We start from the raw sequence: 13667 nt of genomic DNA, 5'->3' as shown, positions 1-13667 counted from the left end.
CGAAACCAGCCCGCACAGATCAGCTCAGACCAGCCCCATGGCAGCCAAACCAGACCTCAAAATCGTGCTTTGCTCGCCGCGCGGCTTCTGCGCCGGCGTGGTGCGCGCCATCGACACCGTGGAACGGGCGCTCGCCATCTATGGCGCCCCGGTCTATGTCCGCCACGAGATCGTGCACAACAAATACGTCGTCGACAGCCTGAAGACCAAGGGCGCCATCTTCGTCGAGGAGCTGGCGGAGATTCCCGACAGTACCAACGCACCGGTGGTCTTTTCGGCGCATGGCGTGCCGAAGTCGGTTCCCGCCGAGGCCCAGGCGCGGAACTTCTTCTCCCTGGACGCGACCTGCCCGCTGGTGACCAAGGTCCACCGTGAGGCCGCGATCCATTTCAAGCGCGGCCGCGAGATCCTGCTGATCGGCCACTCGCACCATCCGGAGGTGGTCGGCACGGTCGGCCAGCTTCCGGCCGGCGCCGTGACGCTGATCGAGACCGCCGAGGACGCGGCGACCTTCACCCCGAAGGACCCGGACAACCTCGCCTTTGTCACCCAGACTACGCTGTCGATCGACGACACCAAGGACATCGTCGCGATCCTCAAGGGCCGGTTCCCGAACATCTCGGGCCCGCACAAGGAGGACATCTGCTACGCCACCACCAACCGCCAGCTGGCGGTCAAGAAGGTGGCCCCGGTGGTCGACGCGCTGATCGTGGTCGGTGCGCCGAACTCGTCGAACTCGCAGCGCCTGCGCGAGGTCGCCGAGCGCGAGGGCTGCCCGATTGCGGTGCTGGCGCAGCGTGCCTCGGACATCGACTGGGCGCGCTTCGAGGGCATCAAGAGCCTGGGCATCACCGCCGGTGCCTCGGCGCCGGAGGTGATCGTCGAGGAGATCATGGGTGCCTTTGCCGAGCGCTACGTGCTGCATGTCGAGACGGTGTCGGCGGCCGAGGAGAACGAGTTCTTCCCGCTGCCGCGCTCGCTGCGTCCGGAAGCGGCCGCCGAGTAAGCCGGCCGCTTGTTTTCCGCCCTCGGCGGCCTCTCGGCCTTGAACCCGGCGCCCGCATGCGCGATGAAGGGCGCAACGGGCCTGTCCGGTGATGAAGTTCGCATCGGAGAGGCGGGGGCAGGCGAACTTCGACAACTGGGATAGCGCATGGCGGTCTATACCGACGTCGCCGCCGACGAGCTTGCGGACTTCCTCAAGACCTACGACATCGGCGAATTGCTGTCCTACAAGGGCATCGCCGAAGGGGTCGAAAACTCCAACTTCCTGCTCCACACCACCAAGGGCTCCTACATCCTCACGCTGTACGAGAAGCGCGTGGCGGTGGACGACCTGCCGTATTTCCTGGGCCTGATGGCCCACCTGGCCGAGCGCGGCGTGAGCTGTCCGCAGCCGGCGCGCAATCGGGACGGCGCGGTGTATTCGAGCCTGTCCGGCCGGCCCGCGGCGATCATCAACTTCCTGGAAGGCATGTGGCCGCGCAAGCCGAACGTCACCCACTGCGCCGGGGTCGGTGCGGCGCTGGCGCAGATGCACCTCGCCGGGCGCGACTTTCCGCTGGTGCGCAAGAACCCGCTCTCGGTGTCCGGCTGGCGCTCGCTGTTCGCCCAGGCGGGCGACCGCGCCGACACGGTGCAGGCCGGCCTCTCCGCGCTGCTCTCGACCGAGCTCGATCATCTCGCGCGCGCATGGCCGACGGATCTGCCGGAGGGCGTCATCCATGCCGACCTGTTTCCGGACAACGTGTTCTTCCTCGGTGACAAGCTCTCGGGGCTGATCGACTTCCCGTTCTCCTGCAACGACATTCTGGCGTATGACGTCGCGATCTGTCTCAACGCCTGGTGCTTCGAGTCCGATCATTCGCTGAACGTCACCAAGGCGCGCGCCTTCTTCAACGCCTATGGCCGCGTCCGGCCGCTGTCGGAGGCGGAGCTGGAGGCGCTGCCGCTGCTGGCACGAGGCGCGGCGATCCGCTTCCTGCTGACGCGGCTGGTGGACTGGCTCAACGTGCCGCCGGGCGCGCTGGTCAAGCCGAAGGACCCGCTGGAATATGTCCGCAAGCTGCGCTTCCACCAGGCGGTGACCAGCGTGCGCGACTACGGCATCGGTGGAGCAGTGGCGTGAGCGAGCATCCGGTCGTCAGCATCTACACCGACGGCGCCTGCTCGGGGAATCCCGGGCCCGGCGGCTGGGGTGCGATCCTGCGCTTCGGCGACAAGGAGAAGGAGCTCAAGGGCGGCGAGCCGCACACCACCAACAACCGCATGGAGTTGATGGCCGCCATCTCGGCGCTGGAAGCGCTGAAGAAGTCGTGCCAGGTCGAGCTCTACACCGACAGCCAATATGTCCGGCAGGGCATCACCGGCTGGATCCATGGCTGGAAACGCAACGGCTGGAAGACCGCCGACAAGAAGCCGGTCAAGAACGCCGAGCTGTGGCAGCGGCTCGACGCCGCGCTGAAGCCGCACAAGGTCAACTGGCACTGGGTCAAGGGCCATGCGGGGCACGCCGAGAACGAGCGCGCCGATCAATTGGCGCGCGACGGCGTGGCGATGGCCAGGATGCAGAAGAACGTGCGCGGCTGACGTCACGGCACCACTACGGACGCCCGGGCGAACTCCGCTCGATGGCAAAATCGTCCAGGAGCGGTGAGCTGCGGCCCTCGATCAAGGCAGCGATCAGCTCGGAGGCGAGATAGCTGAAGGTGATCCCGTTGCCGCCATATCCGTAGGCCGCATAGATGTTGGGAGCGCGCGGAACGCGGCCGATCAGAGGCAGCCCGTCATCGGTCGTATCAAACGTTCCGGACCACTGATAATCGAAATCGACGATCGCGCGCGGCCACAGCGCCGAGAGCTCTGCGGCGAGCCGCCGCGACTTGTCCGGAATGGCGCGGTCGCGAGCTTCGGGCTCGATGAGGTCCTCATCGTCCTCTCCCCCGAAAATGATGCGCCCGTCAGCCGTGGTCCGGCCATAGTGATAGTCTTCGCTGCTCTCCCAGATCAGTACGTCGTCTCGCCAGAGATTTTGTGGCTGGGGCCTGGTCGCGACGGCCCAGCTCGACGCGACACGATGGATCGTCGGCTGGATGATCGCGGGCATTGCATATCCTGTCGCCAGGACGATGTGACGGGCTTCGATCTCATGTCCACTGTCGAGGCCGACCGTGGCACTCGCCTTGCCGCTGTCAAAGGCCACCGCATCACCATGGACCAGGCGCGCGCCCTGCGACAGCGCGAGGGACAGCAGACCACTTGCGAGCTTGACCGGATCGGCTTCGGCCGCGCCGGGAGACAGGATCGCCCCGGCGCGGGCAAACCCGAAATGCTCGAGCAGGGTTCGGTGATCGAGGAATGCGCCGGGAAGCCCGGCCCGAACGCGTTGCTCCAGCTCTTCCCGCAGCGAGCGGGAATCGTCTTCTCGCGCAAGGTAGAGCGATTGTCTCGGCCGCAGTTCGCCAGGCAGGTTGCGCTCGCCGACCAGGCGCATCAATTCGTTCACCGCCCGCAGACTCGCCTGATAGCACCGCGCAGCGCGTTCGAAGCCGATCATCACCGAGAGCTCACTCAGCGACCGGTCGATCTCCCACAACAGCATGGCCGTGCTCGCAGCCGTACTGCCGCGGCAGGGCTTCTCGCGATCCATCACGACGACGTCGCGGCCTTGACGGGTCAGCCGTTCGGCCATCATCGCGCCGGTAATCCCGGCGCCAATGATCAGGATGTCGCAACGGAAGTTTGAAACGACGGCGGCCATCGGAAACGAAGGTGCAGCCGCCCATGGCGGTCGCGCGCTGCGGACATCTTCCTGCGCCAGTTGCTCGGTCTGCTCGCTGAAGATGCTGGCCTCCCCTTGTTCCATGAACCGGGGCCTACAACGCGTCCGAGCGGCTTTTGTTCATCTAGGATTGTCGCTGCGACGGCTGCTGCGCTCTTCTGGTGGTAGAACGCAGGCTCGGTCGAAGCAGAAGAAAAAAGCCCGCGGGGGCACCGCGGGCCTTCGGATCAGGTCAGGAAAGCAGGATCACAGCTGCCCGAGCAGCGTGTCGCCGCCGGAGACCTCGACCTTGCCCGGGGCGGCTTCGAGGTTCAGCTTGGTGACCGTGCCGTCCTCGACCAGCATCGAGTAGCGCTTCGAGCGGATGCCGAGGCCGGCGCCGGAGGCGTCGAGCTCCATGCCGATCGCCTTGGTGAACTCGGCATTGCCGTCGGCCAGGAACACGGCCTCGTCGCGCTGGTCGGTGTCGCGCTTCCAGGCGTTCATCACGAAGGCGTCGTTGACCGAGACGATCGCGATGGTGTCGACGCCCTTGTCCTTCATCGCATAGGCGTTGAGGAAGATGCTGGGCAGATGCATCTTGTGGCAGGTGCCGGTGTAGGCGCCGGGCACCGCGAACAGCGCGACCTTCTTGCCCTTGAAGATGTCGTCGGTGGTTTTGACCTGCGGGCCTTCGCCGGTCATGACGCGGAATTGGGCCTGCGGCAGCTTATCGCCAACCTTTATGGTCATTCGAGTTACTCCTTCCCCTGGATGTGTCTTGGATCTGTCTTGCGCGGTGCGCGCTACACTATTCGGCAGGCCGGAAACGGCAACGGCCCGCCGCGATCACGACTCCGTCATCGCACAACGCTGCCGCCCCGCCAACGGATCAGGCCGCCGCTGCCGGCTTCTTCTTCTCGTCGCGCAGCTCCCGGCGCAGGATCTTGCCGACATTGGTCTTCGGCAGCTCGGTCCTGAACTCGATCTGCTTCGGCACCTTGTAGTTCGTGAGCTGCTCGTGGCAGTGCTTGATGATGTCCTCGGAGGTGAGGTTGGGGTCCTTCTTCACCACGAACGCCTTGACGACCTCGCCGGTCTTCTCGTCCGGCAACCCGATCACGGCGGTCTCCAGCACGCCCGGATGGGTCGCGATGACCTCCTCGACCTCGTTCGGATAGACGTTGAAGCCGGAGACGAGGATCATGTCCTTCTTGCGGTCCACGATCTTGACCGAGCCGTCCGTGGCCATGACGCCGACGTCTCCGGTGCGGAAGAAGCCGTCCGCCGTCATCACCTTGGCGGTCTCGTCGGGACGATTCCAGTAGCCGGCCATCACCTGCGGGCCCTTGGCGCAGATCTCGCCGGCCTGGCCGAGCGGCACCTCGTTGCCGTCATCGTCGCGGATCGACAGCCAGGTCGATGGCAACGGCAGGCCGATGGTGCCGGTGAACTCGGTCGAGGTCGGCACGTTGCAGGTCAGCACCGGCGCGGTCTCCGACAGGCCGTAGCCCTCGGCGATGCTGCAGCCCGTCACCTGCTTCCACTGCTCGGCGACCGGGCGCTGCACGGCCATGCCGCCGCCGTTGGAGACCTTGAGCTTGGAGAAGTCGATCTTCTTGAAGTCAGGATGATGCAGCAGGCCGTTGTAGAGCGTGTTGACGGCCGGGAAGGTGTTGACCTGATACTTCATCAGCTCCTTGATGAAGCCGGGAATGTCGCGGGGATTGGGGATCAGCAGATTGGCGCCGCCGGCGCGCACTGCGAGCAGGAAGCAGCAGGTCAGCGCGAAGATGTGGTAGAGCGGCAGCGCGCAGACGATCAGCAGCTGATCGACATGCGGCGGCCGGTCCATGACCGGCTGCAGCCAGGCGTCGTTCTGCAGCACGTTGGCGACGACGTTGCGGTGGAGCAAGGTGGCGCCCTTGGAGACGCCGGTGGTGCCGCCGGTATATTGCAGGAAGGCGACGTCGTCGGGGCCGATGGTGGGCTTCTGGAAGCGCTTGCCTCGGCCGGCGGCGAGCGCATCGTTGAACGGCACGGCGCCCGGCAGCGAGAACGCCGGCACCATCTTCTTCAGGCGGCGGACGACGAGGTTGACGATCACGCCCTTGAAGCCGAGCAGGTCGCCCATGCTGGCGACGACGATGTGTTTGACCTGGGTGTGTCCCACCACCTGCTGCACGGTGTGGGCGAAATTCTCCAGCACGATGATCGCCTCGGCGCCGGAATCCTTGAGCTGGTGCTCGAGCTCGCGCGGCGTGTAGAGCGGGTTGACGTTGACGACGGCGTAGCCCGCGCGCAGCACCGCGGAGATCGCGATCGGATATTGCAGCACGTTCGGCATCATCAGTGCGACGCGCGCACCCTTCGCCAGACCCAGGCCCTGCAGATAGGCGCCCATCGCGACCGACATCTCGTCGAGCTCGCGATAGCTGATCGCCTTGTCCATGCAGATGAAGGCGCGGCGATCGGCGAATTTCTTGAAGCTCTCTTCCAGCAGGTCGACGAGCGACGGGTATTTGCCCGGATCGATATCGGCGGGAACGCCGGCCGGATAGTGCTTGAGCCAGATGCGCTCCATGACCCTTCCTCTCTGATCGTCTCTTGTTCGTATATCGGCAGCCGCCTCTCTGGGGCCGGCGGCGCCAATATCGAATTTCCGGCCGTTCAAGGCAAGCGGCCGGCGCGTCGATGAAAGGGGAGGTACAGGCAGTCCGGGCCGAGGGCCCGCGCCAGTTGCTGGCTGCGTCAGTATGCGCCGCGCGGGATCAGCCGTCCTTCGGCGCGGGCTTGCCGTCCGTCTTCGGCTTTGCGGCGGCCTTGGGCTTGGTGGGCTTGGGCGCGTCGGAGCCGGCTTTTTCCGCCGGTTTTCCGCCGGCTTCGTGCTTGGCGGCGACGTGGCGTGCCGCGCCCGGCTTGGCGTTCGACGGCTTGGCATCCGACGGCTTGGCCGCGGCCTTCGCATCCGCATCGGTCTTGGCGGCGGTCCGGGTCGCCGGCTTGGCATCCTTGCGGGCGGCGGCATGCGCCTTCTTGCCGCGGTGCCTGGCCGGGGTCTGCGCGTCGGCATCGGCGGCGACAGCTGCGATCAGCGCCGCGCCGGTGCGCGTCGGGCCGGTGTAGACCACGACCGGCTCGGACGGAGCGGGGGCCGCCGCCAGCAGTTCGGACGGCTTCATGGACGGCGCCTGCAGGCCGGCGAGCAGGGTGCCGCCGGTCGCTTCGCCGTCCGCACCGGCAACGGTGTCCTCGTCCTCATCGCTGGCCGGCCGGTGGCGGCGGCCGTTGCACATGTCGTCGCGCAGGTTGGGCGGCGTCGCGTCGACCGGGGCCAACTGATCGACCGTGCCGAGCGGCGACTTCAGCCAGCTCAGCTGGTTGCCGTTGAAGCCGCGGTCGAGCATCTGGATCGCGCGCACGGCGCGCATCTGTCCCGAGGAGGCGCCGAGCACCACCGCGATCAGGCGCTTGCCGTTGCGGGTCGCCGACGCCACCAGATTGTAGCCCGAGGCGCAGATGAAACCGGTCTTGAAACCGTCGGCGCCGGGATAGCGCCCGATCAGCTTGTTGAAGTTCTGCACCACGCGGCGGCCGTAGCGGATCGACGGGATGTGGACGAAGTATTCGTACTCGGGAAGATCGCGGATGATGGCGCGCGCCAGGATCGCGAGATCACGCGCCGAGGTGATCTGGCCGTCGGCAGGCAGTCCGTTCGGATTGACGTAGCTGGTCTGCGTCATGCCGAGCTTGCGGGCGGTGTCGTTCATCATCGCCGAGAAGCCGTCGATGGAGCCGCCGACGCCCTCGGCGAGCACCACCGCCATGTCATTGGCGGACTTCACCAGCATCATCTTGAGCGCGTTGTCGACGGTGAGCTGCGTGCCCGGCCGGTAGCCCATCTTCGACGGCGACTGCGAAGCCGCGGTCGGCGAGACCGTGAACAGCGTGTCGAGCGTAATCCTGCCCTCCTTGACCGCCTTCAAGGTGACATAGGCGGTCATCAGCTTGGTGACTGATGCTGGGTACCAGGGATAGGTCGCGTTCTGCGCTTCCAGCACCTTGCCGGTGTCGGCTTCGACGAGCAGCAGCGCCTCGGCATGGGCCCAGCGCGGCGCGAGCACGAGAGCGGCAGCGAGAACGATGATCTTGATCGGGGAATAGCGGAACAACAGGCGAAGCGTCTGCACTGGTCAGATCCGGTCCTTTGAGACCCGCCTCGCGCGGCGAGGTGGGCAAACGGGCTTTCGGGTTTCAAGCGTGTCCGGTGCCGCTTCGGTTGCGGCAGGTCGCGAACCTATACCGGCTCGACGCTGGCGAACAGAGCCCAGCCATTCAATTCCACGATGAAAGCGTCCCGCGATCAGGCCTTGACGGTGGTGCCGTCGCTGTCCGGCGCGACAAGCGACGCGCGTGCGTTCTCCTGCACCATGAACTGGGCCTTCGCGAGTTCCGCGAAATGGCCGCCCTTGGCAACGAGTTCATCGAACGTTCCGCTTTCGATCACGCGCCCGTTCTCGAACACCAGGATTCTCGTTGCATTGCGAATCGTCGAGAGCCGGTGTGCGATCACGAAGGTCGTGCGTCCCTTCATCACCTCGTCGAGCGCCGCGTTGAGCTTGGCCTCGGTGACGGCATCGAGCGCGGAGGTCGCCTCGTCGAGAATCAGGATCGGAGGATCCTTCAGGAGGGCACGCGCGATCGAGAGCCGCTGGCGCTCGCCACCGGACAGCATGCGGCCGCGCTCGCCGGCGTTGGTATCGAAGCCCTGGTCGGCACGATCGATGAAGTCGAGCGCCTGGGCGCGCGCGGCGGCGGTGCGCAGCTCCTCGTCGGTCGCGTCCGGCTTGCCGACCAAAAGGTTCTCGCGGATCGAGCGATTGAACAGCAGCGCCTCCTGGAACACGACGCCGATGTTCCTGCGCAGTGCCGCGAGCTTCAATCCGCGGACGTCCATGCCGTCGATCCTGATGAAGCCGGATTGCGGATCGAAGGCGCGATGCAAGAGTGCAATCGCGGTCGACTTGCCGGCGCCGGTCGGTCCGACCAGCGCGATGGTCTGGCCGGGCAGCGCGGTGAAGGTGAGGTCCTCCACCGCCGGCCGCTTGCCGTCATAGGAGAACGAGACGTCGTTGAATTCGACCAGGCCCGAGAGCCGGCCGACCTCGATCGCGTCGGGGCGGTCGCGCACGGCCGGCACCGCATCGAGCACGGTGAAGAACTCGGCCAGCCGCGGCGCCTCCATGAACACGTTGTTGATGAAGGACACGACCTGCTCGAGCTTCTGGATCAGCATGGTTGCGAACGACACGAACATCACGATCTCGCCCACGGACGTCAGCCCGGCCTGATGCAGGGCGATGCCCAGCGTGAAGATCGCGAGCACGGTGATGGTGGTCGAGGCACGCGTGATGACCGTCACCAGCGCCCACCAGCCGAGCACCGGCATCTGCACCGACAGCAATTGTCCGGCCACGGTGCGCAGGCCCTGCACCTCGGCATCGATGCGCACGAAGCTCTGCACCAGCGCGACATTGCCGAGCGCGTCGGAGGCACGCGCCGACAGGTCGCTGTAATGCTCCTCGACCTCGCTCTGCATGCCGTAGGTCTTGCGCACGACCAGGGTCGTCAGCACGGTGAACACCACGCACAGCACGAACAAGAGGATCGCGAGCCGCCAGTTCAGATAGAGCGACAGCGGCAGCAGCACCAGCACCGACATGATCGCGGCGAAGTGCTCGCGGAAGAACGACAGCCACAGCTTCCACAGCGCGTCGGTGCCGTTGATCATCACCTTCATCAGCCGGCCGGAATGGGTGCCGGAATGGAACGTCAGCGGTAGCTGCAAGATGTGCTCGAAATAGCTCGTCAGCACCGCATGGCGCTGCCGGTGCGCCAGCCGGTCGGCCTGCAGCGCGACCCAGGCGCTGGCCAGTATCGTGAACAGCCCGAATCCGGCCCAGGCCGCGAGCAGCGGCCAGGCGGTGCTGGTCGAGGCGTTGCCCGAGAGCGAGTCGACAATGCGTCCGAACAGCACCGGCTCGGCGAACTGCGCCACCGCCAGCGCCAGGTTGGCGATCGCGAGAAACCAGCCGAGCCGCGCCTCCTTTCCGAGCAGATGGAGCACGCGGGCATAGATGCGGAGCAGGGACATGGGCGGGGCGCTTCGTGTCGGCAGTTGGAATCAGCGCTGGGCGCGCGGCGCCATGTTAGCAAGGGAACGGCCGCCGCGGCGAGCGCTCAGTTGACCAGCCGGCTGTCGGCGGGCGGCAGGAAGCTGTCGTCGAAGATGTCGGCGGGTTGCGGACGCTTGTGGTGGAATTTGCCGTCCTCGGCGAGTTGGTCGAGGGCCCGCTCGAACCGGGCGGGATCGATGCCGCCGATGCCATCGCGTCGGACGTCCGGCGTCAGCACGTTGTCGACGAGCACGCTCTGCAGCCGCTGCAGCTCGAGCTCGCGGGAGCCGTCATTCATCCGGCCCACCACGTCGGCGATCGCGCCGGCAGGGTCCTTGATGGCAAGCTGGAGGCCCGACGTCAGCGCGCGCAGGAAGCCCTTCACGGCAGCCGGCTGCTTGGCCGCAAAGCCGGGATTGACGATCACCGCATGGCCATAGGCCTCGCAGCCATAATCAGCGAAGCGCAGCACCGCGAGATCGGCGGCGGGCACGCCGCGGTCGCGCAGATTGATCGCCGAGAGATACGAGAAGCCGCTGACGGCATCGACCTGGCCGGCCGACAGGATCGGCTCGCGCACGGCCGCGCCGACGCGCGACAGCTTGATGGTCTCGGGCCTGAGATGGTTGTGCCTCACGACCGCCGGCCACAGCCGGATCGAGAGATCGCCCTCGGCGACGCCGAGCGTTTTGCCTTCGATGTCGCCGAGCCCGTTGATGCCGCGACTCCTGCGCGCGATGATCGCGTAAGGCGCCCTGTTGAACAGCACGAACACGGCCTTGACCGGCTGGCTGTTCGACGCGTCGCGATAGCGGATCAGCTCGTTGATGTCGGCGAGCGCCATGTCGGCCTCGCCGGAAGCGACCCGCGCGATCGCATCGGGAGAGCCCTTGGCCGTGGTGATGGTGACCGTCACGCTTTCGGTGGCAAACAGCCCGCGGCTGGCGGCGAGGACCAGTGGCGCCATGCTGCCATCGAGCGGCCGATCCAGCGCGAACATGACGGCGACCGGACGTTTCGGCTCCTCCGCCGCAGCTTCCTGTCGCGACAGGCATGAGGGCACGACGACGACGGCGAGGAGCGCCAAAGCAAGCAGGGTGAGGGATCGTCGCATGCGCATCATGTCACGCCGGTATTCGCAGGCCGTACCGGTCTTGTCACGCCGGTATTCTAATCAGTTCGCCGGCCGTCGCGGGATCGAGCCGCGGGATCGTCATGTCAATTTCGTGACAACGTCGCTGTCTCGCTGCCCGCTCGGGGCCGGCGGTGCCTGATCATGTCGGATCGAATGTGAATGGTCCATGAGCAAGGCCTGCGGCGATTTGCGGCTTCGACTCCGGGTTTCGCGAGGGGAACTGTGGGCGCAGTTCGCGAGTTGGTGCGCGAGATTGGATCGTACGGAGAAAACATATGATCGCACAGCGCGGAAGTTTTTCCCGCTTTGGCCGTGCTACCGTCCTGGCGACGGTGGCCGCGGTGACTTTGACGGCCGTGCAGCCGACACTCGCCTTTGCCGGCTCCGCGCCGGCCGAGAAGGGCGTCGTCGCCAAGACGGCCAATGATGGCGGCCTGACCGATGTCAGCGCGCGCCGGCGCCACTATCGCGGCAATGGCGGTGCGGCGGCTGCGGCTGCCTTTGCCGGCATCGTCGGCACCGGCCTCGCCATCGCGGCGGCGCAGAACCGCCGTTCCTACTACGAGGACAATTATTACTATGGCCGGCCGGCCTATTACGGCTACGGGCCGCGCTATCAGTATTACGGCGGCGGCCCCTATTACGGTGGCGGCTATCATCATCACCCGCATTGGTGATGTGAGATCGGATGAGACGATCCGCCGGCCCCGTGCCGGCGGATTTTTTCTTGCCTGCTGCGAACGTTAATATGCGGGCCATCGATTTTAACTAGTGTGGCGAGATGACTGATTCGATCGATCGGCTCTATCGCGCTGTCCTGGCGGCCAGGGATCTCGACCCCGCGCGATCGCGCACGGCCAAGCTGATGCAGCAGGGCACGGCCAAGATGGCCAAGAAGCTCGCCGAAGAGGCGATCGAGGTCGCGATCGATGCCGTCGGCGGCGACGCCCAGGCCGTGGTGCGCGAAAGCGCCGACCTGATCTACAATCTGGCCGTGCTGTGGGCCGAGCTCGATGTCCAGCCCGAGGACGTCTGGCGCGAGATGGAACGGCGCGAGCTGATGCTCGGCATCGCCGAGAAGCTGCCGAAATCGCCCGCGAAGGTCGCCAAGGCCGCGCCCGGACGGGTGGCGGGGCGACCGATCGTCGCGGCCGACCGGACGATCCGCAAGCGGCACTAGTGTGGCGGTCCGATTCGGACCGGCATATGGGCCATGGACAAATCCTGCCCGGTTTGCTTCATCGCCACCATGCTCAGACGGATCTACGACTGGTGTATCGACGCCGCCCACAAGCCGCATGCCATGTGGATCATGGCCGCGGTCGCCTTCGCTGAAAGCTCGTTCTTTCCGGTGCCGCCGGATGTGATGCTGATCCCGATGTCGCTGGCGAAGCCGCAGCGGGCCTGGCTGTTCGCCGGCGTCTGCACGGTGGCCTCGGTCCTCGGTGGCATCGTCGGCTACGGCATCGGTGCGCTGCTCTATGACTCGCTCGGCCATTGGCTGATCCAGCTCTACGGCCTCGGCGACAAGGTCGAGGCGTTCCGCGCCTCCTATGCCGAGTGGGGCGCCGTCATCATCCTGCTGAAGGGATTGACGCCGATCCCCTACAAGCTGGTCACGATCACGTCGGGCTTCGCCGGCTATAATCTGTTTCTGTTCATCGTCTGCTCGATCATCGCGCGCGGTGGCCGCTTCTTCATCGCCGCGATATTGCTCAACCGCTATGGCGAATGGATCAGGGTGCGCATCGAGAGGCATCTCGGCCTGTGGGTGGCGATCGGCGCGGCCGTGCTGGTGGCCGGCTTCGTCATCGCCGTGAAGCTGATCTGATGCGGCCGCTGCGCCCGGGGCGGGGGGCGGGGGCAGCGCTGCTCGTGGTCGTCTCCGTGCTCTCTGCCGCCGCGGCATGGGCGCAAACGGCGCCTTCCTTGGGGTTGCGAGAAGCGCCGCAACAGCCACCGCAGCAGGCGCCTGCCGTCCAGCCTGCGCCGCCCTCCAATCCGGGTCTGGTGGAGGAGCTTGGCAAGCTGTTCGAGAAGATGTCGATCATTCCGCTGAAACCTTCGGGCGATGCCCGCGCCGAGCCGCCGGCGGCCGGCAGCGATCCCACCGGCGCTGCCGCGGATCAGCCCGCCGCGACACCGGTGCAGCCCACTGGCCCGGTCGCGCCGAAGGGCGGCGCCGACACCAAAGACGTGCTGAAGGAGACCGGCGAGACCTTGTCGCGCCTCGCCAAGCCCTCGAGCATGATCACCGGCCGCTCGGTCTGCCCGATTGCCACCAACGGCACGCCGGATTGCAAGCTCGGCGCCGACCGGCTGTGCCAGGGCAAGGGCTACAAGGACGGCAAGAGCCTCAACACCGACTCGGCGGAGACCTGCTCGGCCAGGGTGCTGATCCCGGGCCGGCAGCGCAAGCCGGGCGACTGCCGCACAGATACCTTCGTCACCTCGGCACTCTGCCAATGACGCCTGCATGCCAGCGCCTCAACGCAAGACCGTGATCGGGCTTTTCCGGTCCCTCTGCGGGCGAATTGCCATCACGGCTTGATGTCGGGCATGCTCGCGATCACGAGCGTCTCCGCATTTCACAACG

General features: G+C 66.3%; 13 protein-coding genes. 7 read left to right on the top strand and 6 right to left on the bottom strand.

Translation table 11 applies throughout. The features are described 5' to 3' along the window. The first annotated feature begins 37 nt into the window (after positions 1–37). From ispH to rnhA, 3 genes are all read left to right on the top strand, one after another. Positions 38–1006, top strand: coding sequence for a 4-hydroxy-3-methylbut-2-enyl diphosphate reductase (gene ispH / locus QX128_RS08290; RefSeq protein WP_315804620.1), 969 nt, complete (start codon positions 38–40; stop codon positions 1004–1006). Between the two features lie 147 nt (positions 1007–1153). Then, the gene (locus QX128_RS08285; RefSeq protein WP_316237184.1) at positions 1154–2128 is read left to right on the top strand and encodes a homoserine kinase; all 975 of its coding nucleotides are present in this window, start codon (positions 1154–1156) and stop codon (positions 2126–2128) included. Further along, entirely contained in the window at positions 2125–2589 is a 465-nt protein-coding gene (rnhA, locus tag QX128_RS08280) for a ribonuclease HI (RefSeq protein ID WP_315736125.1), read from the top strand. Before QX128_RS08285 ends, rnhA begins: the two co-directional genes overlap by 4 nt. 13 nt (positions 2590–2602) lie before the next feature. On the opposite strand, the gene QX128_RS08275 is transcribed toward rnhA, so the two are convergent. From QX128_RS08275 to QX128_RS08250, 6 genes are all read right to left on the bottom strand, one after another. Further along, positions 2603–3760 carry an FAD-dependent oxidoreductase gene (locus QX128_RS08275; protein ID WP_316237183.1) on the bottom strand — a complete coding sequence of 386 codons (1158 nt, stop codon included), beginning with the start codon at positions 3758–3760 and terminating at the stop codon, positions 2603–2605. A 267-nt stretch (positions 3761–4027) separates the two neighbouring features. Continuing rightward, complete coding sequence (locus QX128_RS08270; protein ID WP_315804617.1) at positions 4028–4513, bottom strand: peroxiredoxin; 486 nt, start codon at positions 4511–4513, stop codon at positions 4028–4030. A gap of 139 nt (positions 4514–4652) precedes the next feature. After that, the gene (locus tag QX128_RS08265; RefSeq protein WP_316218045.1) at positions 4653–6344 is read right to left on the bottom strand and encodes a long-chain fatty acid--CoA ligase; all 1692 of its coding nucleotides are present in this window, start codon (positions 6342–6344) and stop codon (positions 4653–4655) included. Between the two features lie 187 nt (positions 6345–6531). Continuing rightward, entirely contained in the window at positions 6532–7950 is a 1419-nt protein-coding gene (locus QX128_RS08260) for a serine hydrolase (RefSeq protein WP_316218044.1), read from the bottom strand. A gap of 173 nt (positions 7951–8123) precedes the next feature. Further along, complete coding sequence (locus QX128_RS08255) at positions 8124–9914, bottom strand: glucan ABC transporter ATP-binding protein/ permease (protein WP_315804614.1); 1791 nt, start codon at positions 9912–9914, stop codon at positions 8124–8126. Between the two features lie 86 nt (positions 9915–10000). Then, positions 10001–11056 (bottom strand): ABC transporter substrate-binding protein, encoded by a 1056-nt coding sequence (locus tag QX128_RS08250; RefSeq protein WP_316237182.1) that lies wholly within the window; start codon positions 11054–11056, stop codon positions 10001–10003. Positions 11057–11346: 290 nt separating this feature from the next. Between QX128_RS08250 and QX128_RS08245 the strand changes: the two genes are divergently transcribed. From QX128_RS08245 to QX128_RS08230, 4 genes are all read left to right on the top strand, one after another. Beyond that, positions 11347–11748, top strand: coding sequence for a hypothetical protein (locus QX128_RS08245; protein ID WP_316181108.1), 402 nt, complete (start codon positions 11347–11349; stop codon positions 11746–11748). Between the two features lie 104 nt (positions 11749–11852). Further along, entirely contained in the window at positions 11853–12251 is a 399-nt protein-coding gene (hisE, locus tag QX128_RS08240; protein WP_316181109.1) for a phosphoribosyl-ATP diphosphatase, read from the top strand. Between the two features lie 69 nt (positions 12252–12320). Further along, positions 12321–12902 (top strand): YqaA family protein, encoded by a 582-nt coding sequence (locus tag QX128_RS08235; protein WP_315804684.1) that lies wholly within the window; start codon positions 12321–12323, stop codon positions 12900–12902. Next, positions 12902–13540, top strand: coding sequence for a hypothetical protein (locus QX128_RS08230; protein WP_316237181.1), 639 nt, complete (start codon positions 12902–12904; stop codon positions 13538–13540). Before QX128_RS08235 ends, QX128_RS08230 begins: the two co-directional genes overlap by 1 nt. Positions 13541–13667 lie beyond the last annotated feature (127 nt).

This window comes from Bradyrhizobium sp. SZCCHNR1015 (assembly GCF_032489875.1).
GTDB lineage: Bacteria > Pseudomonadota > Alphaproteobacteria > Rhizobiales > Xanthobacteraceae > Bradyrhizobium.
Note: the sequence above shows the minus strand (reverse complement) of the source record. Positions and strands in the feature narration are given on the sequence as shown.